This window comes from Amycolatopsis anabasis, assembly GCF_009765355.1.
Lineage (GTDB): Bacteria > Actinomycetota > Actinomycetes > Mycobacteriales > Pseudonocardiaceae > Amycolatopsis > Amycolatopsis anabasis.
In genome coordinates this window covers 101,331-122,788 of sequence record NZ_VTHK01000009.1, presented here as the reverse complement: position 1 = coordinate 122,788, position 21,458 = coordinate 101,331, and the positions used below count along the sequence as shown (strand labels likewise).

General features: G+C 70.3%; 21 protein-coding genes. 20 read left to right on the top strand and 1 reads right to left on the bottom strand.

Annotated elements, in window-relative coordinates:
- Nucleotides 1-141: 141 nt before the first annotated feature.
- The 20 genes from FXO23_RS14360 (at nucleotide 142) to FXO23_RS14265 (ending at nucleotide 20,406) form a co-directional block, all read left to right on the top strand.
- On the top strand, nucleotides 142-1,638 hold the full coding sequence (locus FXO23_RS14360; protein ID WP_158884928.1) for an MFS transporter: 1,497 nt from the start codon (nucleotides 142-144) through the stop codon (nucleotides 1,636-1,638).
- A gap of 62 nt (nucleotides 1,639-1,700) precedes the next feature.
- Nucleotides 1,701-3,347 carry an FAD-dependent oxidoreductase gene (locus FXO23_RS14355; protein ID WP_158884926.1) on the top strand — a complete coding sequence of 549 codons (1,647 nt, stop codon included), beginning with the start codon at nucleotides 1,701-1,703 and terminating at the stop codon, nucleotides 3,345-3,347.
- A gap of 13 nt (nucleotides 3,348-3,360) precedes the next feature.
- On the top strand, nucleotides 3,361-3,693 hold the full coding sequence (locus tag FXO23_RS14350; protein ID WP_158884924.1) for an antibiotic biosynthesis monooxygenase family protein: 333 nt from the start codon (nucleotides 3,361-3,363) through the stop codon (nucleotides 3,691-3,693).
- Nucleotides 3,694-3,899: 206 nt separating this feature from the next.
- A complete protein-coding gene (locus tag FXO23_RS14345) occupies nucleotides 3,900-4,223 on the top strand; it encodes a TcmI family type II polyketide cyclase (RefSeq protein ID WP_158884922.1) in 324 nt (107 codons plus the stop codon).
- 73 nt (nucleotides 4,224-4,296) lie between these two features.
- Nucleotides 4,297-5,331, top strand: a complete 1,035-nt coding sequence (locus FXO23_RS14340; protein WP_218952014.1) for a class I SAM-dependent methyltransferase — start codon at nucleotides 4,297-4,299, stop codon at nucleotides 5,329-5,331.
- A 15-nt stretch (nucleotides 5,332-5,346) separates the two neighbouring features.
- A complete protein-coding gene (locus tag FXO23_RS14335; RefSeq protein WP_158884920.1) occupies nucleotides 5,347-6,291 on the top strand; it encodes a thiamine pyrophosphate-dependent dehydrogenase E1 component subunit alpha in 945 nt (314 codons plus the stop codon).
- Nucleotides 6,278-7,285, top strand: a complete 1,008-nt coding sequence (locus FXO23_RS14330; protein ID WP_158884918.1) for a transketolase C-terminal domain-containing protein — start codon at nucleotides 6,278-6,280, stop codon at nucleotides 7,283-7,285. The genes FXO23_RS14335 and FXO23_RS14330 overlap by 14 nt, the downstream gene beginning before the upstream one ends.
- On the top strand, nucleotides 7,278-8,399 hold the full coding sequence (locus FXO23_RS14325; RefSeq protein WP_158884916.1) for a 2-oxo acid dehydrogenase subunit E2: 1,122 nt from the start codon (nucleotides 7,278-7,280) through the stop codon (nucleotides 8,397-8,399). Before FXO23_RS14330 ends, FXO23_RS14325 begins: the two co-directional genes overlap by 8 nt.
- A gap of 25 nt (nucleotides 8,400-8,424) precedes the next feature.
- Nucleotides 8,425-9,462: a methyltransferase gene (locus tag FXO23_RS14320; protein ID WP_158884914.1), complete on the top strand. Its 1,038-nt coding sequence runs from the start codon at nucleotides 8,425-8,427 to the stop codon at nucleotides 9,460-9,462.
- A gap of 101 nt (nucleotides 9,463-9,563) precedes the next feature.
- Nucleotides 9,564-9,992 carry a cupin domain-containing protein gene (locus FXO23_RS14315; protein ID WP_158884912.1) on the top strand — a complete coding sequence of 143 codons (429 nt, stop codon included), beginning with the start codon at nucleotides 9,564-9,566 and terminating at the stop codon, nucleotides 9,990-9,992.
- Nucleotides 9,989-11,257, top strand: a complete 1,269-nt coding sequence (locus FXO23_RS14310) for a beta-ketoacyl-[acyl-carrier-protein] synthase family protein (protein WP_158884910.1) — start codon at nucleotides 9,989-9,991, stop codon at nucleotides 11,255-11,257. The genes FXO23_RS14315 and FXO23_RS14310 overlap by 4 nt, the downstream gene beginning before the upstream one ends.
- Nucleotides 11,250-12,482 carry a ketosynthase chain-length factor gene (locus tag FXO23_RS14305; protein WP_158884908.1) on the top strand — a complete coding sequence of 411 codons (1,233 nt, stop codon included), beginning with the start codon at nucleotides 11,250-11,252 and terminating at the stop codon, nucleotides 12,480-12,482. The genes FXO23_RS14310 and FXO23_RS14305 overlap by 8 nt, the downstream gene beginning before the upstream one ends.
- 34 nt (nucleotides 12,483-12,516) lie before the next feature.
- Nucleotides 12,517-12,774 (top strand): acyl carrier protein, encoded by a 258-nt coding sequence (locus FXO23_RS14300; RefSeq protein ID WP_158884906.1) that lies wholly within the window; start codon nucleotides 12,517-12,519, stop codon nucleotides 12,772-12,774.
- 1 nt (nucleotide 12,775) lies between these two features.
- On the top strand, nucleotides 12,776-13,261 hold the full coding sequence (locus FXO23_RS14295; protein ID WP_158884904.1) for an SRPBCC family protein: 486 nt from the start codon (nucleotides 12,776-12,778) through the stop codon (nucleotides 13,259-13,261).
- Nucleotides 13,258-14,319 carry a methyltransferase gene (locus FXO23_RS14290; protein WP_158884902.1) on the top strand — a complete coding sequence of 354 codons (1,062 nt, stop codon included), beginning with the start codon at nucleotides 13,258-13,260 and terminating at the stop codon, nucleotides 14,317-14,319. Before FXO23_RS14295 ends, FXO23_RS14290 begins: the two co-directional genes overlap by 4 nt.
- 19 nt (nucleotides 14,320-14,338) lie before the next feature.
- A complete protein-coding gene (gene accD, locus FXO23_RS14285) occupies nucleotides 14,339-16,039 on the top strand; it encodes an acetyl-CoA carboxylase, carboxyltransferase subunit beta (protein WP_158884900.1) in 1,701 nt (566 codons plus the stop codon).
- Entirely contained in the window at nucleotides 16,017-16,484 is a 468-nt protein-coding gene (locus tag FXO23_RS14280) for an acetyl-CoA carboxylase biotin carboxyl carrier protein (protein WP_158884898.1), read from the top strand. Before accD ends, FXO23_RS14280 begins: the two co-directional genes overlap by 23 nt.
- A 5-nt stretch (nucleotides 16,485-16,489) precedes the next feature.
- Nucleotides 16,490-17,866, top strand: coding sequence for an acetyl-CoA carboxylase biotin carboxylase subunit (locus tag FXO23_RS14275; RefSeq protein ID WP_158884896.1), 1,377 nt, complete (start codon nucleotides 16,490-16,492; stop codon nucleotides 17,864-17,866).
- Between the two features lie 26 nt (nucleotides 17,867-17,892).
- Nucleotides 17,893-18,909, top strand: coding sequence for a methyltransferase (locus FXO23_RS14270; RefSeq protein WP_158884894.1), 1,017 nt, complete (start codon nucleotides 17,893-17,895; stop codon nucleotides 18,907-18,909).
- A gap of 240 nt (nucleotides 18,910-19,149) precedes the next feature.
- Nucleotides 19,150-20,406 (top strand): DmpA family aminopeptidase, encoded by a 1,257-nt coding sequence (locus tag FXO23_RS14265; RefSeq protein ID WP_246257230.1) that lies wholly within the window; start codon nucleotides 19,150-19,152, stop codon nucleotides 20,404-20,406.
- A gap of 6 nt (nucleotides 20,407-20,412) precedes the next feature.
- Here FXO23_RS14265 and FXO23_RS14260 read toward each other — a convergent pair whose 3' ends face one another.
- Nucleotides 20,413-21,453 (bottom strand): alpha/beta fold hydrolase, encoded by a 1,041-nt coding sequence (locus tag FXO23_RS14260; protein WP_158884891.1) that lies wholly within the window; start codon nucleotides 21,451-21,453, stop codon nucleotides 20,413-20,415.
- Between the last annotated feature and the right edge of the window lie 5 nt (nucleotides 21,454-21,458).

Sequence of the window (21,458 nt, the reverse complement as noted above, 5' to 3'; positions counted from 1 at the left end):
TTTCGCCGGCACAGCCATTATCGACGCCGCCGGAGTCGATCCGTACTGCCCCCGAGTCGACGATCCTACGCGACGGCGGCGAAACAGTGGACGCTTGCGTTTCCTTTCCGGTCGCCGTACGCTGGCCGATAAGGGACGGGGATGTCCACTAAGAATCTGGCGGGAGGGTGCCTGGTGTCCGGATCCGGATCGGTTGAAGCGGCGGCCGGACAGTGGCAGCCGACGAGTCCTCGCCACCCCGGCTGGGTGCTGACCGTTCTCGCCGGGGCGCAGCTCATGGTGGTGCTGGACACGACGATCATCACGATCGCCATCCCGAGCATCCAGCACGAGTTGCACTACACGGCGACCACGCTGCAATGGGTGGTCAGCGCCTACACCCTGGCGTTCGGCGGTTTTCTGCTGCTCGGCGGCCGGCTGGGCGATGTGCTCGGCCGGCGGATGGTCTTCCAGACCGGGGCCGTCCTGTTCGTGGTGGCCTCGCTGCTCGGCGGGTTCGCCGACCACCAGGCGTGGCTGATCGCCAGCCGGGCGGGGCAAGGGCTCGGCGCGGCCCTGTTGTCACCGACCGCGCTGGCGCTGGTCGCGACGTCCTTCCCGGAGGGCAAACCCCGCAACCGGGCGGTCGGCGTCTACGGCGCGGTGTCCGGGGCCGGTGCGGCGGTCGGTGCGGTGGGCGGTGGCGTGCTGACCGATCTGGTGTCCTGGCGGTGGGTCTTCTTCATCAACATCCCGCTCGGGGTGCTGGTGCTGATCGGCTCGGCGCTGGTCCTGGCCGAACCGCAACGCACCCGCCGCCGGATCGACCTGCCGAGCGCGCTGCTGGTGACCGCCGGGGTCACCCTGCTGGTCAACGGTTTCATCAACGCACCGCTCAGCGGCTGGACGGCGGCCGGCACGCTGGTGTCCTTCGGGGCCGCCGTGGTGCTGCTCACCGGATTCATCCTCCTGCAGCGCGGTCGCGAACACGCGCTGCTGCCGCTGCGGATGTTCGCCAGCCGCAACCGGTCCGGCGCCTTCGTGGTGCACCTGCTCAACAACGCGGCGCTGCTGGGGACGTACTACTTCTTCAGCCAGTTCGCGCAGGAGGTGCTCGGCCTGAGCCCGCTGGCCACCGGGCTGGCCTTCCTGCCTTCGACCGCTTGCGTGATCCTGGCCAGCCAGGTCGGAGCCCGGCTGCTGGGCCGGATCGGACCGCTGCCGCTGATCGCGTTCGGCGCGTTCTCCCTCGCCCTCGGGCTGTTCTACGTGTCGTTCATGTCCGAGAACTCGACCTACGCCGGATTGCTGTTGCCGGCCCTGATCCTGGTCGGGCTCGGCCTGGGGTCGGCGATCGTCCCGCTGACCGTCACGGTGGTCTCCGGGGTGGAACCGCGGGAAACCGGGGTCGCCTCCGGGGTCCTCAACAGCTGCCAGCAGGTCGGCGGTTCGCTGGGGCTGGCCGCGATGGTCACCCTCTCCGCCCACGTCACCGGCGTGGAAGGGGCCGACCGCCGGGCGGCGGAAGCCGCGGAACTCACCCACGGCTGGGGCGACGCCCTGGCGCTCGGGGCCGGCTTCGCCCTCGTCGCCGGGATCGTCGCCTTGCTCGCCATCCGGGTCCGGCCCTGGGCCAAACCCGCCGCTCCGGGCGAATGATCCACCACCGCGCCACGAGATTTCCAACCAGACAAGCCAACACTCACAATGGAGAAGAAAGCATGACAGTCAAAGAAGTTCCCGTATTGATCGTGGGCGGCGGACTGGCCGGACTGTCCTCCGCGTTGTTCCTCAGCCAGCACGGAATCGACTGCTACCTCGTGGAGAAGCACGAAACCACCGCGGTGCTGCTGCGCGCCGCCGGGGTGAACTCCCGAACGATGGAACTGCTGCGCAACGCCGGACTGGAAAAGACCGTGGTCAGCCAGGGGATGAAACTCGTAGCCGGGCACCGGTGGCGCGAACTCGGCCAGCCCGCCAACCAGATCCCCCGGGTGATCCTGCGGGCCAACAGCATCGCCGACATCGAGAACGCGGTGGTGGTCGAGGAACCTTCGGTGGAGATCGGGCACGTCAGCCCGACCGAGCCGTACTGGTGCGGCCAGGACAAGCTGGAGCCGATCATCCGCGACGAGGCGATCCGGCGCGGCGCGCAGGTCCACTTCAACACGCGGATGGAGAGCTTCGAACAGCACGAGGACGGCGTGACCGCCGTGGTGCTCGACCAGGCCACGCAAGAGCGAACCACCATTCGCGCCCGGTACCTCATCGCCGCGGACGGCGTGCACAGCGCGGTGCGCGAATCGCTCGGCATCGGCCGCGTGGGACACGGCCCGATCGGGCACGTGATGAGCATCCTGTTCAAGGCCGACCTCGATTCCACCATTCAGGGCCGGCGTTTCATCATCTGCTACCTGCCGAATCCCGAGGCTCCGGGAATGCTCCACCGCTTCGACGAGGAACGCTGGATCTTCGGCTTCTTCTACGATCCGCGCAAAACCGATCCGGCGGAGTTCACCGAAGAGCGGTGCCTGCAGATCATCCGGACCGCGACCGGGGCGACCGACCTCGACCTCGAGGTGCAGATGACCAAATCCTGGGAGCTTTCGCACAACGTCGCCGAGTCGTACCGGAGCCAACACGTGCTGCTGGCCGGGGACGCGGCGCACGTCCACCCGCCAGCCGGCGCCTACGGCGCGAACGCCGGTATCCAGGACGCGCACAACCTCGCGTGGAAACTCGCCGCGGTGCTCCAGGGCTGGGCGGGCGAGGACCTGCTGGACACCTACGAGGAGGAACGTCATCCGGTGGGCGAGGCCACCGCCGAGCAGGCATGGATGCGGCAGACGATCCGCGGTTCCGCCAACGAGACCCAGCGCGCGGCGATGCGCGACTCCACGGTGGTGAGCACCGGCTACCGGTACACCTCGAAGGCCGTCATCGGTCCGAGGTACCCGGAACCGATCCCGACGGAGCTCGAGATGACCGGCCGCCCGGGGTACCGGGTGCCGCACATCTGGCTCCGGCGCGGCGAAACCCAAGTGTCCACTGTGGATCTTGCCGTGGCCTCGTTCGTGCTGCTGACCGGCCCCGACGGCGCCGAGTGGGTCACCGCGGCCCGGACGGTCGCCGAGGAGATCGACGTCCCGTTGACCTCGTACGTGGTGAGCGAATCCGGTGAACTCGCCGATCCGGACGGCGCCTTCCTCGGCACCACCGGGCTGACCAGCAGCGGCGCCTTGCTGCTCCGCCCGGACGGATTCGTCGGCTGGCGGGCGGAGAGCGCGGACACCGACACGGTGAGCACCCTGCGCGACGTGCTGCTGCGCACGCTGGCCAGGACGGCCGACATCGCCGGGAGCCGTTAGGGGGAATCCGATCATGGGCACCATTTCCACGAACTCCGGGGTCTTCACGCTGATCAACGTGTTCACCGTGGAACCGGAGCATCAGGAGAAACTGCGGGACATCCTGGTGGAGGCCACCGAGGAAGTGGTCAAGCACTTCCCCGGATACATTTCCGCGAATATTCACCTGAGCTTGGACGGAACCAGTGTGATCAATTACGCGCAGTGGCGAAGTGAAGCGGATTTCCGCACCATGCACGCCGATCCGAAGGCGCGCGAGCACTTCGCCGCCTGCCGGGAAATCTCCAAGCCGAACCCCGTCTTCTGTACGGTTTCCTATGTGGACGAGGCCAGGACGACCGCCTGACCGAGGATTTCGAACGCACCCGCCGACAGCGGTGCAGGGGCCGTTCCGGCAACGCGGAGCGGCCCCTTCGCCATTTCTCACCGGGCATTCCCCAGGCCGGGCACAATCACCGTCCGACTGGATTTCAAGCCGGTCGTCGCATGATGGGTTCTCCGGCGAGCGGAATACGGTCGCCGCCGAACCAGGCGAGGAAAAGGGGAGTCGTTGTGGTGTACCGAGCGCTCATGGTCATGCGGATGAACCCGGAGAACGCGGAGCAGGTCGCCGCGGCGTTCGCCGAGCATGATCGCACCACCCTGCCGGTGGAAATCGGCGCGAACCGGCGCACGCTCTTCCGTTTCCACGATCTGTACCTGCATCTGATCGAGGCCGACGAGGACATCATGGCCAGCCTCTACCGGGCACGCGAGCACCCGGTCTTCCGGAAGACGAACGACCGCCTGTCCGGCCTGCTCACGCCATACGCGCCGGACTGGACGGAACTCAAGGACTCCAAAGCCGAGGCGTTCTACACGTGGGAAGCGGACTGAGCCGCCCGCGCCTTCGCCGATCCGTCCGCTCCGCGTCCCGCCAGGAATGCCAGAAACAAGGAGAACCCCACTCGTGACCGACGTCAGTTCACCCACCATCACGCGACACGGCCTGTTCCAGATCATGCAGGCGTACAAACGCACCAGCCTGCTCCGCACCGGGGTCGAACTGGGCGTGTTCAACCGCCTCGCGACCGGACCGTCCGGGGCCGCCGAGGTCGCCGACGCGCTCGGCCTGGATCCGCGCGGCACCAGGATCCTGCTCAACGCGCTGGCCGCGATCCACCTCGTCGAATGCGACGGGTCGTGCTACTGGCTCGCCCCGGGCGCCGACCGGTTGCTCGCCGCGGGCGGCGCCGAGTTCGTCGGCGACATGGTGCGCGTATTCGCCAGCGACTGGGAATGGGACGCGCTCAAGAACCTCGGGGAGGCGGTTCGCCGCGGTGGCACCGTCCAGGCCGAGCACGCGGAAACCCCGGAATACGAGTACTGGGAGGACTTCGCGGCCCACGTCCCGGTGGTCGCCGAGCCCACCGCGAACGTCCTCACCGACATCCTCGAGCCCTGGGCGACTCCCCGGCCCGAGTTGAAGGTGCTGGACGTGGCCTGCGGTCACGGTGTCTACGGGTTCAGCGTCGCCCGGCGGTTCGCGCGGGCGCACGTGACCTCACTCGACTGGGAGAACGTCCTCGCCGTCGCCGCGTCCCACGCCGAACGGTTCGGGGTCGCCGCGCGCACCGATTCGATCGCCGGCGACATGTTCGAGGTACCGCTCGGCGGGCCCTACGACCTCGCCCTGGTCACGAACGTGCTGCACCACTTCTCCGAGGAACGCGCGACCGCGCTGCTGACCCGGGTGGCCTCGGTGGTCGAGCCCGGCGGCCGGATCGGCCTGGTCGGCTTCACCACCGATGACGCGTTGCCCGGGGACGACCCGGCGCCGCACCTGTTCTCGGTCCTGATGCTCGCGTGGACCTTCGAGGGCGAGGTGCACTCCGCGGAGTGCTACCGGCGCATGCTGGCCGCGAGCGGATTCGGCGAGCCGGTTTCCCGGACCGTGCCGGGGCTGCCGTACCGGGTGCTCGTCGCGGAACGCGTGTCGCGGTAGCCGGTGGTGGCCTCGATGTCGACGACCGAGCGCCGCCGGGAGGCCGGCGGGCCGATCGCCACCGACGTGGACCGGTCCGATCTGGACCTGCTGCTGCTCATCCGGCACTTCGAGCAGGCCGTGCTGGACCTGTTCTCCGCCGGTGAGGTGAACGGAACCACCCATACCTGCATCGGGCAGGAACACGTGCCGGTCGCGCTGCGGACGCTGCTGCACCCGGAGGACTTCTTGTTCAGCAACCACCGCGGGCACGGGCACTACCTGGCCCGGTTCGGCGATCCCGCGGGCCTGCTCGCGGAGATCCTGGGACGCGCCGGGGCGGTCTGCCACGGCGTCGGGGGCAGCCAGCACATCCATCGTGCCGGGTTCCTCACCACCGGCGTCCAGGGCGAGAGCGTGCCGGTCGCGGCCGGGGTGGCGCTGCACCTCAAACGCCACCGCCCGGGCGCGCTGAGCGTGGCCTTCATCGGGGACGGCACCTGGGGCGAGGGCGCGGTCTACGAAGCCCTGAACATGGCCGCGCTGTGGCGGTTGCCGCTGCTGCTGGTGGTGGAGCACAACGGAATCGCGCAGTCCTCCCCCACCGAGGCACAACTGGCGGGCAGCATCGGCGGCCGGGCGGCCGCGTTCGGCCTGACGCACCGCCGGGTCGATTCCCCCGACGTCGGGCGGATCCGCGAACTCGTCCGCGGCGACCTGGAACGCGTGCGGTCGCACGGGGTGCCGGGGGTGCTCGAGTTCTCGGTTCCCCGGCTGGGCCCGCACAGCAAGGGGGACGACACCCGGGCGCCGGAGGAGCTGCGTTCCCTGCGGCGCCGGGACTGGTACCGGCACTACCAGCGCTCGTTCCCGGACCTGTTCGCGGAAACCGAAGAGCGGCAACGGAAAGCCGTGGCGGACGTGGTGCGCGAGGTCCGCGGACGGCCACTTTCGACCTGGGGGACCGATGGCTGGGGCTGACCGGATCGCCGAGAACCTCAACGACGCGCTCCACCACGTCTTCGCGGATTACCGCGACGCGTATCTCGTGGGCGAGGACGTGTCCGATCCCTACGGCGGCGCGTTCAAAGTCTCCCGTGGACTGTCCACGAAGTACCCGGACCGGGTGCTCAGCACACCGATCAGCGAAAACGGGCTCCTCGGCCTGTGCAACGGCCTGGCCCTGTGCGGCAACCGGGTCATCGCCGAGGTGATGTTCGGCGACTTCGCACTGCTCGCCTTCGATCAGATCTGCAACTTCGCCGCGAAGTCCGTTTCCATGTACGGCCACGCGAAAGCGATGAACCTGGTGATCCGCTGCCCGGTCGGCGGGCACCGCGGGTACGGGCCGACGCACAGCCAGGCCGTGCACAAGCACTTCCTCGGGATCCCGGACCTGAGCCTGTTCGAGGTGACCCCGTTCCACGACAACCGCACGCTGCTCGACGAGCTGGTCAACCTGGGCACGCCGGCACTGCTCTTCGAGGAGAAGCGGCTCTACGGCAGCCGGCGGTTCACCGGGGGCCGGATCGACGAGCTGTTCACCTTCGAGTTCGCCGGGGACCACGCGGTCTCTTCGCCGGGCGAGCCGGGCCCCGCGGACGTGGTGCTCATCGCCCCGGGCGGAGCGACCTTCACCGCGCTGGCCGCGGCGCGCAGCCTGCTCCTCGAAGCCGAGATCGTCTGCCGGGTGATCACCCCGGTCCGGCTCTACCCGTTCGACATCCGCCCCCTGGAAGACCTGCTGGGCGAGGCGCGGCTCGTGGTCGTGGCCGAGGAGGGCACCGAGGGCGGCGGCTGGGGCGCGGAAGTCGCGCACCGCGTGTACGAGCGCCTGTGGCCCCGGCTGCGGCACCGCGTCGTGCTGGTGGGCGCCCGGCCGTCGATCGTGCCCACCGCACGCCATCTGGAACACGAGGTGCTGCTCCAGCCCGAGCGCATCGTCGCCGCGACGCGGGAGGCGCTGCGTGGTTGAGCGGATCACGGTTCCCCGCCTGAACAACAACGACACGAGCTACGTGCTGGTCGAATGGCTCTTCCCGGAAGGGGAACGGGTGACCGCCGGGGATCCGGTGGCCGCAGTGGAAACGGCCAAGGCCGTCGAGGAACTCGTCGCCGAGACCGGCGGGGTGCTGCACCGCGCGAAACCGGCCGGGGCGGACTGCCGGCCGGGTGACGTGCTCGGCTTCGTCTTCGCGGACAGCTCCGCCCATCAGGAGTTCCTGCGCGAGTCCGCGGCCGCGGACTCCCCCGGCGCGGGACCGGAACTGATCATCACCGAGCCGGCCCGGGCGCTCCTGGACCGGCACGCCGTCGATCCGGAGCGCCTGCGGGCACTGGGCAGGCCGCTCATCCGGCGGGCGGACGTCGAGGAACTGCTGGCCGCCGGGGCAACCACGGCGGAGTCCGGCCGGCTGTCCCGGCGGCAGCGGGCCACCGCGAACGTGGTCGCCGAATCCCACCGGACGATTCCGGCCGCGTTCGTGCTGGCCAGGATCGACGCTTCGGGGATTTCCGCGCTGCGCCGGAAAATCGCGGCGAGCGGGGAAACGCCGTTCGATCTCGGCACACTGATCGTCGCGGTGGCCGCCCGGCTGCGGCCCCGGTTCCCGGACTGCTTCGCCGGTCTCGGCGCGGACGGAACCGTGCACCGGCCCGAGGTCGCCCACGTCGGGGTCACCGTCGATCTGGGCTCCGGACTGTTCGTCCCGGTCGTCGAGGACGCCGAGCACCGGTCCCTGCCCGAGATCGCCGCGGTGATCCGGGACCAGCGCCGGCGCGCGGCCGGATCGGAGCTGCGGGCGGAGGAGCTCGGCGGCGGGAACCTCTCGGTGTCGATCAGCGACTACACCGAGATCGTGCTCTCCATCCCGTTCGTCCTTCCCGGACAGACGTGCATGCTCTCGGTGTGCGGGCTCCGGTCGGAGCTCCGCGACACCGGCCGGGGAACCTTCGAGCGCCGGCCGTACTTCCACCTCGGACTGTCCTACGACCACCGCGTGGTGAACGGCCGCTACGCCGCCCAGTTCCTGCGCGCGATCCGGATCCAGGTCGAACAACCACAACTGCTCACCGGACTCCTGCGGTGACGTCGACAACGAAGGAGCCAGCCCAGTGGCGGACAAGGAATACGAAACCGGTGCGGCCGCGGCAGATCCCGGCCGGCTGATCGCCATCCTGCACGGCACCTGGAAGGCGCGTGCCCTGCAGGTGGCGGCCGAACTCGGCCTCGCCGATCTGCTCGCCGGCGGACCGCGGACGGTGGAACAGCTCGCCGAAGCCACCGGCACGCATGCGCCGTCGCTGCGCCGGCTGCTGCGCGCGCTGGCGGGTATCGGGGTGTTCGCCGAACGGGACGGCGGCGCGCTCGTGGCGAACTCCCCGCTCTCGGAATGGCTGCGCACGGACCGGGCAGGCTCGGTGGCGGCACAGGCGCGGTTCCAGGGCGCGCCCTGGAACTGGCGCGCGTGGGGCGCGCTGCCGCACAGCGTGCGGACCGGGGAGACCGCGTTCGACCAGGCCAACGGGCAGTCCTTCTGGACGCTGACCGGCCAGGATCCGGCGGCGGCCGCGCTGTTCAACGGCGCGATGGCCGACGTCTCGCTCCGCGAGAGCGCCGACGTCGCCGCCGGCTTCGACTTCGGCGGCGCGCGGACGGTGGTGGACGTCGGGGGCGGGCTCGGCTGCCTGCTGGCGGCGGTGCTGGCCGCCAACCCGGGCCTGACCGGGACGCTGTTCGAGCGGCCCGCCGCGGCCGAGGAAGCCCGGCGCTGGCTGGACGGGCAGGACCTGGGCGGGCGGTTCGACGTCGTCTCCGGTGATTTCTTCGACGCCGTGCCCGCGGGCGCGGACCTCTACCTGCTCAAGCGGACCCTGCACGACTGGAGTGACGAGGACGCGCTGCGCATCCTGAACACCGTCCGCCGCGCGATGAAACCGGACTCGCGGATACTGGTAATCGATTCGATTCCGCTCCCGGAATCGTCCGCGGTGGCCCGTTTCGTGGATTTGCTCATCCTGGTTCTCGTGCCCGGATTCGATCGAACCATCGAGCAATATCGGGAATTGCTGGGCAAAGCCGGATTCGCGGTGCGGCGGGAACTGGACACGCGGTCCTCCGCCCTGCGCCTGATCGAGGCCGGCCTGAGCTGAGAACGCCGCCGGAGCACCCGGCACCAGCGGGGTTCACTCGTGCTACCAGGGCGTTCCGGCAAAGTTGGGACAACGCGATCTTCTGGGGGAAGGAACTCAACATGTCCACACGACCGGTGGCCAAGGTCGCCGTTGCGGACACGACGCCCAGCCATCGCCAGGGCGGCACCACCCGTGCGCTGCTGACCCCGTCCTCGGTGGGCGCGATCTCCGGATTCATGGGCACATTCGAATTGGAACCCGGCGAGTTCATCAGCGAGCATTACCATCCTTATTCGGACAAATTCGTCTTTCTGATCAGCGGGCACCTGGTGGTCCGGGTGAACGGCACCGAAGTCACCCTGGACCCCGACGATGCCCTGTTGATCACCCGGGGCGAGCGCAACCGGATCGAGAACCGCGGCACGGTCCGGGCGCGGGCGGTGTTCCAGATAACCCCGCTGGCGCCGAAACCCGAACTGGGACACGTGGACACCGAGGCGGTGCCGCGGCCGGCGGACGCGCCGCCCGCGGTCGGGGGGCCGGTATGACCGGGGTGGCGATCACCGGCATCGGCGTGCGGGCGCCCGGTGGCGGGGACACGGCCCGGTTCTGGGACCTGCTCACCGCCGGCCGGACGGCGACCCGGACGATCTCCTTCTTCGACCCGTCCCCGTTCCGGTCCCGGATCGCCGCCGAGATCGACTTCGACCCGCGTGCGGAAGGTCTCGGCGCCGGGCAGGACGCCGGTCTCGACCGCGCCACGCTGCTCGCCCTCGCCTGCGTCCGGGAAGCCGTGGCCGACAGCGGGCTGGACCTGGGCCGGCTGGACCCCGGCTCGGTCGGGGTGAGCATCGGCAGCGCGGTGGGCTGCACGATGAGCCTGGACCGGGAATACGCGCGCGTCAGCGACCGCGGTTCGAAATGGCTGGTCGACCACACCCTCGCGCCCGAACAGCTCTTCGACTACTTCGTGCCCACCTCCATATCCCGGGAGGTCGCCTGGGAAGTGGGCGCCGAAGGCCCGGTGACCGTGGTGTCCACCGGCTGCACGTCCGGGCTGGACGTGGTGGGCTACGCCGCGGAACTGCTGCGCGACGGGCAGGCCGAGGTGATGGTCTGCGGCGCCACCGACGCCCCGATCTCACCGATCACGGTGGCCTGCTTCGACGCCATCAAGGCCACCTCCCCGAACAACGCCGATCCGGCGCACGCTTCCCGCCCGTTCGACCGCGCCCGGGACGGTTTCGTGCTCGGCGAGGGGGCGGCCGTGTTCGTCCTGGAGGACGCCGCCCGCGCCCGCCGCCGGGGCGCGCACGTCTACGCCGAACTGTCCGGTTTCGCGACCCGGTGCAACGCCTACCACATGACCGGCTTGCGGCCAGACGGCCGCGAGATGTCGGCGGCCATCGACGCGGCGATGGCCCAGGCCCGCGTCGGTGGTGACGATCTGGACTACATCAACGCGCACGGCTCCGGGACCAAACAGAACGACCGGCACGAAACCGCCGCGTTCAAGCGCAGCCTCGGGCAGCGCGCCTACCGGGTCCCGGTCAGCTCGATCAAGTCCATGATCGGGCATTCCCTGGGCGCCGTCGGCTCGCTCGAGCTGGCCGCGTGCGCGCTGGCGATCGAACACGGTGTGGTGCCGCCCACCGCGAACTTCGCCGAACGCGACCCCGAATGCGATCTCGACTACGTGCCGAACCAGGCGCGGGAGGTCGACGTGCGCACCGTGCTGAGCGTCGGCAGCGGGTTCGGCGGCTTCCAGAGCGCGGCGGTGCTGACCCGGCCCGACGGGCGCGCCCATGCCTGACGCCGCACAGCCGGTGGTCACCGGCATCGGCGTGGTCGCGCCGAACGGGCTGGGTACCAAGGAGTTCTGGGAACGGACCCTGGACGGCCGCAGCGGCCTCGACGTGATCCGCAGATTCGACGCCTCCGGCTATCCCGTCCAGGTGGGCGGCGAAGTGCTCGACTTCGACCCGGGTGAGCACCTGCCGAAGCGGCTGCTGCCGCAGACCGACCGGATGACACAGTACGCGCTGGCCGCGACCGACTGGGCGCTGACCGACGCGGGGGTGGAGACCGGCGAACTCGACGAGTACGTCATGGGCGTCGTCACCGCCAGCGCTTCCGGCGGGTTCGAGTTCGGCCAACGGGAACTGGAAAAGCTCTGGGGCACCGGCCCGGACCGGGTCAGCGCGTACCAGTCGTTCGCGTGGTTCTACGCGGTGAACACCGGGCAGATCTCGATCCGCAACGGGATGCGGGGCCACAGTTCGGTGCTGGTCTCCGAGCAGGCCGGCGGCCTGGACGCGGCCGCGCACGCGAGCCGATTGCTCGCCCGGGGCACGATCCACCTCGCGGTGACCGGGGGCCTGGACGCGTCCCTGTGCCCGTGGGGGCTGGTCGCCCAGTTGCCCCCGGGCCGGTTGAGCACCGTGCCCGATCCACGCACCGCCTACCGGCCGTTCACCCCGCACGCGTCCGGGTATGTCGCCGGGGAGGGCGGCGCGATCCTGGTGGTCGAACCGGTGGAAGCGGCCCGGGCGCGGGGCGCGGCCAAGACCTACGGCCGCATCGCGGGCCACGCGTCGACCTTCGACCCGCGCCCCGGCTCCGGCCGTCCGTCCGCGCTCGCGCCCGCGATCCGCGGCGCCCTGGATCGCGCCGGGCTGCGCCCGAGCGAGGTCGACGTGGTGTTCGCCGACGCGATGGGGTTGCCCGAACTGGACCGGGCGGAGGCGGCCGCGCTGGCCGAGGTCTTCGGCCCGCGCGGGGTGCCGGTGACCGCACCGAAGACGATGACCGGGCGGCTCTACGCCGGAGGCGCGGCGCTGGACCTGGCCTGCGCCCTGCTGTCGCTGCAGGAGTCGGTCGTGCCGCCCACGATCGGCGTCCCGGCACTCGCCCCGGCGATCGAACTGGATCTCGTGCGGGACCAGCCGCGGGAACTGCCGATCAGGAACGCGCTCGTGGTGGCGCGCGGGCACGGCGGATTCAACTCCGCGCTGGTCGTTCAGCGAACCGATCAGTGATTACGCGAACAGGATCGATGAGGGGAAGGAAGGTATGGCTGAAATAGATCTGGCGCGATTGGTGGCGGCGCTCAGGGAATGCGCGGGCGATTCCGACGAATACGACCTCGACGGCGAGATTCTGGACATTCCGTTCGACGAACTCGGCTACGACTCGCTGGCACTGATGGAGCTGGCGGCGAAATTGAAACAGGAGGACGGGGTCGCCCTGTCCGAGGAGGAGGTCATCGAGATGACGACGCCCCGGCTCGCCCTGCGGATCATCAACGCCACCCGCGAAGGGGTGCGCTGAAATGGCCGCGCGAACGGACAACGCGGTGACCATCCAGGCGCCGGTCGAGCTCGTCTGGGACATGACGAACGACATCGAGTCGTGGCCGGACCTGTTCGCCGAGTACGCCGAGGCGGAGGTCCTCCGGCGGGACGGCGACAGCATCGACTTCCGGCTGACCACCAAACCGGACGCGAACGGCAAGTCCTGGCAATGGGTTTCCCGCCGGGTGCTGAACAAAGCCGAGCTGACCGTCCGGGCGCACCGCCTGGAGCCGGGCCCCTTCAAATACATGAACCTGTTCTGGTCCTACCGCGAGAACGGTTCCGGAACCGAGATGCGATGGGTTCAGGAATTCGAGATGAACCCCGGGGCGCACCTGGACGACGAGGGCATGGCCGCGCATCTCAACCAGGCGACCCGGAAGAACATGGCGCACATCAAGAAAACCATCGAGGCGACGGCGGGAATGGTCGCCCGAGGACGAGGGAGGAACCGACTCTCATGACCACTGTGGACAGAACTGCGGAGACCGTCCCACCGGAACCGACGGCGCTGCCCGACGACCTGCACGCACGGCACCTGCTGTTGCTGGCCAGTGGCGGGCGGCTGGCGCGGATCGTCCACGTCGTGGCCGAGCTCGGCATCGCCGACCAGCTCGCCGATCGGCCGCGGACCGTGGCCGAACTCGCCGCCGCCACCGGCGCCCACGAACTGTCGCTCTACCGGATCCTGCGGGGCGCCGCCGCGGTCGGCATCTTCGTCGAGGGCCGGGGAAAGACCTTCGCCAACACCCCGCTGTCCGACGGTCTTCGCTCGGACAACACCGACGGGGTGCTGCCGCTGGTCAAGTACAACAACATGGACATCACCTGGCGCCCGTTCGACGAGATCATGCACAGCGTGCGCACCGGCGAGCCGTCGTTCGACCGGGTGTTCGGGCACTCCTTCTACCAGCATCTGGAGCGCAACGCCGAGGTCGGCGCGTTCTTCGAACGGTTCATGATGCACTGGAGCCGTCAGCTGGTTCTCGACGAGCTGCCGGACGTGGGGCTGGAACGCTTCGCCCGGATCGCCGATCTCGGCGGTGGGGACGGCTGGTTCCTCGCCCAGGTGCTGCGGCGCAACCCGCACACCACCGGGGTGCTGCTGGACCTGCCCCGAGTCGTGTCCGCGGCGCGGCCGGTGCTCGACGAGGAGGGGGTGGCCGACCGGGTCACCGTGGTGCCCGGGGATTTCTTCACGCACCCGCTCCCGACCGGCTGCGACGCCTACCTGCTCAAGGCGGTGCTGCACAACTGGTCCGACGACCGGGCCGCCGAGCTGCTGCGGCGGGTTCGCGCGACGATCGGCGACACCGGCGCCACCCTGCTGGTCTTCGACCAGGTGATGGCGCCCCGGAACCGCTGGGACCACGCGAAGTTCCTCGACGTCGACATGCTCGTGCTCTTCGGCGGCCGGGAACGGACCCTGGACGAGTGGCACGAACTGTTCGACAGCACCGGATTCGAGCTGATCAGCGAACCGGTCTACCACTGGACCATGCTGGAGTGCCGCCCGAAGTGAACCGGAAGGGAAGGACGTGATGCCCAGCCAGAAGCAGGACGACCGGACCGGCGCGCGGTCGTCGTGGATGCTGTGCCCGGGATGCCGGCGGCTCGTGTTCCACCGCACGCTCGCCCGGACCCGGGGAGTGTGCGCCGACTGCGGGCACCACTTCCGGCTGCCGGCGCCCCAGCGGATCGAACAGCTGCTGGACGACGGTTCCGCCGAGCCGCTGGACTTCCGGGTGGAAACCGCGGATCCGCTGGGTTTCGTGGATTCCACGCCGTACCCGCAACGGCTGCGCCGGGCCCGGGTGGCCACCGGGCTGGCCGAGGCGGTGCTGTGCGTGCGCGGGCGCATCGGCGGCAACCCGGTCATCGCCGCGGTGATGGACTTCCGGTTCATGGGCGGCAGCCTGGGTGCGGCGGTGGGCGAACTGGTGACGCTGGCCGCCGAACTCGCGCTGGCCGAGCGCACGCCGCTGCTGATCGTGTCGGCGTCCGGGGGCGCCCGCATGCAGGAAGGCGCCCTGGCGCTGATGCAGATGGCGAAGACGGCCGCGGCGCTGAGCCGTCTCGACGAGGCCGGGGTGCTCACCCTCTCCCTGGTCACCGATCCGACCTTCGGCGGCGTGGCGGCGTCCTACGCCACCCTGTGCGACGTGGTCCTCGCCGAACCGGGCGCCCGGCTCGGATTCGCCGGGAGCCGGGTCATCCGGCAGACGATCGGCCAGCGCCTGCCCGAAGGCTTCCAGACCGCGGAGTTCCTGTTGGCCAGAGGCTTGATCGACGGCATCCACCGCCGCGAGGAACTCGCCGGGGTGCTCGGCAGGCTGCTGGCCACCGCGACTCCGGCCCCGCCGCCGGCGCCCGCGGACGGCGGCCTGATCCGCGACTGCGCGCAACTGCCCGCGGAGCCGAGCTGGGACGTGGTCCAGCGCGCCCGCGACGTCAACCGGCCGTCCACAATGGACTACATCGGTTCGGTGTTCGAGGACTTCCTGGAACTGCGCGGCGATCGGGCGGGCGGCGACTGCGTGGCCCTGCTCGGCGGGGTGGCCCGGCTGGACGGCGCCCCGGTCCTGGTGCTCGGCCACCGGAAGGGGCATACGGCCGCGGAGCTGGCCGCGCACAACTTCGGCATGGCCACCCCGGCCGGCTATCGCAAGGCGATGCGCCTGATGCGCCTCGCCGGCAAGCTCGGGATCCCGGTGATCACCCTGATCGACACCCCGGGCGCGTTCCCCGGTGTCGAGGCCGAGGAGCAGGGGCAGGCGGGGGCGATCGCGGAGAGCATCCGGCTCATGGCCACCCTGCCGGTCCCCGTGGTCGCCGTGGTGACCGGGGAGGGCGGCAGCGGCGGCGCGCTGGCGCTCGGCGTGGCCAACACCGTGCTGGCCTTCCCCAGCTCCACCTACTCGGTGATCAGTCCGGAGGGCTGCGCGGCGATCCTGTGGGGAGACCCGGCCGAGGCCCGGCGGGCGGCCGAAGCCCTCCGCCCGAGCGCGCGGGAGTTGCTGTCCCTCGGCGTCCTCGACGCCGTGATCCCGGAACCCGCCGGCGGGCCGCAGGCCGATCACCGCGCCGCGGCCGGCGCCCTGCGCCGGGCGTTGCGCGACGCCCTCGCCGACCTGGGCCCGCTGGGCCCCGGCGAGCTGATCGACCACCGCCGGCGGCGATTCCGCGCGTTCGGCCTGGACTCGTGGGAGGAGAGCAGCCGTGGCGCAGAACTCACCGCCTGAGCTGACCGCGCCCGGCACGGCCGAGGCGCGGGAGCTGGAGCGGACCCTGACGGCCACCCACCGGTTGCTGGGGGAACTCGTCGAAAGATCCGGGCGGCGGCTGCGCGTGCTGCGCGTGCACAGCCCGGTCTGCTCGGTGGAACTGGAGTGGGCCGACGGCGAAGGGGTCGCCGCGGCGCCACCGGAGCCCGCGCCGGAACCGGGAACGTATCTGCGCGCCCCCGCGGTCGGCCTGTTCTACGTGGCGCCGAACCCGGGCGCCGAACCGTTCGTCCGGGTCGGTGACGTGGTCCGGCCCGGGCAGCAGATCGGGATCATCGAGGCGATGAAGGTGATGATCCCGGTCGAGGCCGAACAGGGCGGGCGGGTGCTGGCGGTGGTCGCCGAGAACGGTGCGCCGGTCGAGTACGGTGCGCCGCTGTTCGAACTGGCCGCGGCGGACTGACGGCCGTGTTCCGCACAGTGCTCATCGCCAACCGCGGTGAAATCGCGGTTCGCGTGGCCCGGACCTGCCGGGAACTGGGCATCCGGGTCGTCGCGGTGTATTCGACGGCCGACCGCGACTCCGCGGTGGTGCGGCTCGCCGACGCCGCGGTGCAGATCGGTCCCGCGCCCCTGCGGGACAGCTACCTGAACATCCCGGCGATCATCGAGGCCGCCCGGCAGACCGGCGCCGAGGCCATCCACCCCGGCTACGGATTCCTCTCCGAGGACCCGGTCTTCGCCGAGGTGTGCCACGAAGAAGGCCTGGTGTTCATCGGTCCGCCACCCGGCGTCATCGCTCGCCTCGGCGAGAAGTCGGCGGCCCGCGCGCTGATGGCCGAACACGGCCTGCCGCTGTTGCCGGGGAACATCGCGCCGGTGTCCGGACTCGCCGAGGCGGCCGCCGCGGCGGACCGGATCGGCTGCCCGCTGATCATCAAGGCGGTCGCCGGGGGCGGCGGGCGCGGGATGAGCGTGGTCCGGGACGCCAGCGAGCTGGGCGAGAAGTTCGAGACGACCCGGGCGACCGCCCGCGCCCTGTTCGGGGACGATCGGGTGTACCTCGAGCGGTACCTGCGGCACGCACGGCACGTCGAAGTGCAGATCCTCGCGGACCAGCACGGGAACGTCGTCCATCTCGGCGAACGCGACTGCACGGTTCAGCGGCGGCACCAGAAGCTGGTCGAGGAGTCCCCCGCGCCGGAACTGCCCCGGGACGTGGCCGACCGGATGGGCCGGGCCGCGGTCGAAGGCGCGCGCCGTGCCGGTTACGTCGGCGCCGGCACGTTCGAGTTCGTGGTGGACGGCACCACCGGCGAATTCTTCTTCCTGGAGGTGAACTGCCGCATCCAGGTCGAGCATCCGGTGACCGAACTGCGCACCGGGATCGACCTGGTCGAACAGCAGCTCCGGGTGGCCGCGGGGGAACCGCTGGCTTTCGGGCAGGACGGCGTCACCGGCCGCGGGGTCGCGATCGAATGCCGGATCAACGCGGAGGAGCCCGCCCGCGAATTCGCGCCCGCACCGGGAGTCCTGGATCGCTTCGCACCACCGGACGGGCCGTTCGTCCGGGTGGACTCGCACGCCTACCCCGGTTACCGGATCCCGTCGGCCTACGACTCACTGCTGGCGAAGCTGATCGTCTGGGCGCCGGACCGGCCCCGCGCCCTGGACCGGCTCCGGCGCGCGCTCGACGAGTTCGCGATCGGCGGGCCGGGGGTGTCCACCACCGCGGAGTTCTTGCGGTACCTCACCTCCCGCGAAGAATTCCGCGACGCCGTACACACCACGGCGTTCGCCGACCAGGCGGCGCGGCACTGGGCCGCGGCGACCACGCGGTCGTGAACCCGTTACCAGGAAAGGGAAATCGCATGTCCCAAGAACATCCCGGCCCGGAGGGGCCCGGTGAGATCCTGCGGCTCACCATGGCGTTCTACGGCTCACGCGCGCTCATCAGCGCCGTCGAACTGGACCTGTTCAGCGCACTGGCCCGCGGGCCGATGACCAGCGCGCAGGTGTGCGCCGCCGTCGGCGTGCACCCGCGCGGAGCCACCGACTTCCTGGACGCCCTGGTGTCGCTGGGCCTGCTGGACCGCGAGGGCGACCGCTACCACAACTCCCCCGCCGCGGACCGGTACCTGGACCGGCGCAAACCGGGCTACGTCGGCGGTTACGCGCACCTGGCGGACGCGATGCTGTTCCCCGTCTGGGCCAACCTGACCGAGGCCCTGCGCACCGGCAAGGCACAGGTGCCCAGCGAGGGCGGGTTTTTCGACGGGTACGGAGACGACCAGGCGACGCGCAGCTTCCTCGGCGCGATGGACGCGGTCAACGGCGGGGTGGCACACCGCCTGGCCACCGGGTTCGACTGGCGGCGGTACTCGTCGTTCGTCGACCTCGGCGGGGCACGCGGCAACCTCGCGGCCACGCTGATCCGGCACCACCCCGATCTGGAGGCGATCTGCTTCGACCTGCCGCAGCTCGAACCGTTCTTCACCGAGCACCAGGCGGCCCTGGGGGCGGCGCCGTCGCCGCGGTTCGTGGCGGGCGACTTCTTCACCGACCCCCTGCCCCCGGCCGATGTGTTCATCGTCGGCCACGTGCTGCACTACTTCGACCTCCAGCAGCGGCAGCGCCTGCTCGCCCGGATCCTCGAAGCCGTCCGCCCCGGCGGCGCCGTACTGGTCTACGACCGGATGATCGACGACGAACGCCGGGTGCGCACGCTCAGCCTGCTCGGCAGCCTCAACATGCTGCTGACCTCCCCCGGCGGACGCGAATACACCCCGTCCGAATGCCGCACCTGGCTTCTGGAAGCCGGATTCACCCGGATCGCCGTCCAAGACGTGGGCCCGCCGGACACCCTGGTGCTCGGCTACAAGAAATGACGCCCCGCTGGCGCGAGTCCCCCGTTCCGGACGTGCGAGTCCCCCATTTCAGTACACCGAGTTCCCCGTTCCGGTAGGCGAGTTCACCACCCGGGCGCCCCACGAGCACGGCGCGAAGCCACACACTGAGAAACCGCCGTGATGCGGTCGCGGCACGACAGGCGAACCATGGCTAACGCGTCCTCCGCTCGCTACTGTGATTCGTGCTCCGAAGTCTCGCTGGTGAGCTTGGAGGCGCTCGTGAACCAGTCAGCACGGGAAAGCGGGATCCGTCCGGTGGGCCGCCGGAAAGTGCTCAAGGCATCGGCCGCCACGGCGGTCGCGGCGGGGGCGTTGCTCCCTTCCGGCACTGCCGAGGCGGGCGAAGTGCCGCCGGAAGTGTGGCAGGGGATCCTGCGCGGTAAGCGTTACCGGCTGCGGGAACTCGGCATCGTCCTCGACGAGCTGCCGCCCGGCCGGCACAACGCGATCACCGATGTGCCCGGGGTCAAGGTCGGGTACCAGACGTTGATCTTCGACCGGCCCGGGCCGCCGCCGAACATCGCCAGGACCGGCGTGACGATCATCGTTCCCCGGGACGAACCCGTGTGGCGCAATCACTGCTACGCGGGCATCCACTCGCACAACGGAAACGGCGAACTGACCGGCGCGCACTGGATCGCCGAGTCCGGATGGCTGTCCTCGAACATCGGGATCACCAACACCCACCAGGTCGGCATCGTCCGGGACACCCTCGTCAAACTGGAAGCCGAGCAGAACCCGGCGCTGTTGTGGCGGCTGCCCGTGGTGGCCGAGACCTGGGACGGCCCGCTGAACCAGATGAACGGGTTCTGGATCACCGAAGACCACGTCCGGCGAGCGGTGGCCGACGCCAGGGGCGGGCTGCCCGCCGAGGGCAACGTCGGCGGCGGAACCGGGATGTCCTTCTTCGGCTACAAGGGTGGCAGCGGCACCTCCTCGCGGGTGGTCACCTACCACGGCACCGAGTACACCGTCGGCGTCTTCGCGCAGACGAACTTCGGCCGGCCACGCGACCTCCGGGTCAACGGGGCGCCGGTCGGCGCGGAACTGCCCCCGCCCGCGCCGCTGGGTTCCGCCGCGGACAGGTCGCAGGGGTCGTGCATCATCATCGTCGCGACGGACGCCCCCATGCTGCCCGGTCAGTGCCGGCGGCTCGCCGAACGCGCGGGTATCGGCCTCGGCGTGGTCGGTGGCGTCGCCTCCAACGGCGACGGTGACATCTACCTCGCCTTCTCGACCGGCAACGACGTCCGCGCGGACAAGCCCGTGCCGCTACGGGAAGCCCGGGCGATCGACAACGAGGAGATCGACCCGTTCTTCCACGCCGTGGTCGAGGCCACCCAGGAAGCGCTGCTCAACTCCGCCACCAAAGCCGAGCGCATGACCGGCAACCTGGGAACCCGCGAGGCGTTGCCCTTGGACAAGCTCGTCGAGATCCTCAAACGGCATCGGCTTTATCCCCGCACCGCGGGGTGAGACCCCTCACCGGCTCAGCAGTTCCTTGAGCGCGGTGTCGATGAACCCGATGTCCACCGGGTTGGCGCCGCCGCCGGCGAAATGGCCCCACACACCGGGAATCACGCGGTGCTCGGCGTTCGCGATGTACTGGCACGCCCACGCCTCGTCCTCGGGCGGGAAGTACAGATCCTTCTCCGCCGGGAGCACCATCGCCTTCGCGGTGATCGAGCGCAGCGCGGCCACCGTGTCGCCGTCGAACCCGGGCGTCCGGCCGACGTCGGCGTGTTGCCACGTCCACAGCATGGTGAGCAGGTTGTTGGCGTCGCGGTCGTCGAGGAAGAACCCCTCCCAGAAACCGACCAGGAAGTCCTCCAGCGAGCTGTAGCCGAGATCGCGGTAGACGCGATCCCAGTAGAACGCCTGCGAGAAGCCCCAGCCCGCGTACACCCGCGCCGCCGCGCGCAGGCCCTTGACCGGCGGCTGGTCGTACCAACCGCCGCGGAACGCGTCGTCGGCGGTGAGCGCGGCCTTGACGCCTTCGAGGAAGACCTTGTTGTGCTCGCTGGTGGCCGAGGAACCGCAGAACGGCGCGATCCGCTGCACCATGTCCGGATGGGACACCGCCCATTGGTAGGTCTGCCCGGCCCCCATGGACCAGCCGGTCACCAGCGGGAGGGTCCGGATGCCGAAGTGCTCGGTCACCAACCGGTGCTGGGCCCGGACGTTGTCCCACATGGTGACGCGGGGGAAGCGGGCCCGGTCGTACGGCGGCGGGGTGTTGCTCGGCGAGCTGGACAGGCCGTTGCCGAGCATGTTGGGCACGATGATGAAGTACCTGGCGGGGTCGAGCGCCATGCCCTCGCCGATCAGCCACTCGTTGTCCCAGTGCCGGCCCGAGTACCAGGTCGGGTAGACGATCGCGTTGCCCTTGTCCGCGTCGAGCGTGCCGTAGGTCTGGTACGCCAGCCGGGCGCCGCGGAGGGTCGCGCCGTGTTGCAGGACGAAGTCACCGAGGTCGTAGTTCTCGTAGTCGTTCAACGCAGCCACCTTCCGTCGTCTGATCATGATGC

Excerpts from the sequence above, each read along its gene's own strand:
- FXO23_RS14305 (WP_158884908.1), top strand. The coding sequence starts at position 11,250 with ATGCCTGACGCCGCACAGCCGGTGGTCACCGGCATCGGCGTGGTCGCG.
- accD (WP_158884900.1), top strand. The coding sequence starts at position 14,339 with ATGCCCAGCCAGAAGCAGGACGACCGGACCGGCGCGCGGTCGTCGTGG.
- FXO23_RS14290 (WP_158884902.1), top strand. The coding sequence starts at position 13,258 with ATGACCACTGTGGACAGAACTGCGGAGACCGTCCCACCGGAACCGACG.
- FXO23_RS14335 (WP_158884920.1), top strand. The coding sequence starts at position 5,347 with ATGTCGACGACCGAGCGCCGCCGGGAGGCCGGCGGGCCGATCGCCACC.
- FXO23_RS14295 (WP_158884904.1), top strand. The coding sequence starts at position 12,776 with ATGGCCGCGCGAACGGACAACGCGGTGACCATCCAGGCGCCGGTCGAG.
- FXO23_RS14360 (WP_158884928.1), top strand. The coding sequence starts at position 142 with ATGTCCACTAAGAATCTGGCGGGAGGGTGCCTGGTGTCCGGATCCGGA.
- FXO23_RS14355 (WP_158884926.1), top strand. The coding sequence starts at position 1,701 with ATGACAGTCAAAGAAGTTCCCGTATTGATCGTGGGCGGCGGACTGGCC.
- FXO23_RS14315 (WP_158884912.1), top strand. The coding sequence starts at position 9,564 with ATGTCCACACGACCGGTGGCCAAGGTCGCCGTTGCGGACACGACGCCC.
- FXO23_RS14300 (WP_158884906.1), top strand. The coding sequence starts at position 12,517 with ATGGCTGAAATAGATCTGGCGCGATTGGTGGCGGCGCTCAGGGAATGC.
- FXO23_RS14330 (WP_158884918.1), top strand. The coding sequence starts at position 6,278 with ATGGCTGGGGCTGACCGGATCGCCGAGAACCTCAACGACGCGCTCCAC.
- FXO23_RS14350 (WP_158884924.1), top strand. The coding sequence starts at position 3,361 with ATGGGCACCATTTCCACGAACTCCGGGGTCTTCACGCTGATCAACGTG.
- FXO23_RS14310 (WP_158884910.1), top strand. The coding sequence starts at position 9,989 with ATGACCGGGGTGGCGATCACCGGCATCGGCGTGCGGGCGCCCGGTGGC.
- FXO23_RS14260 (WP_158884891.1), bottom strand. The coding sequence starts at position 21,453 with ATGATCAGACGACGGAAGGTGGCTGCGTTGAACGACTACGAGAACTAC.
- FXO23_RS14270 (WP_158884894.1), top strand. The coding sequence starts at position 17,893 with ATGTCCCAAGAACATCCCGGCCCGGAGGGGCCCGGTGAGATCCTGCGG.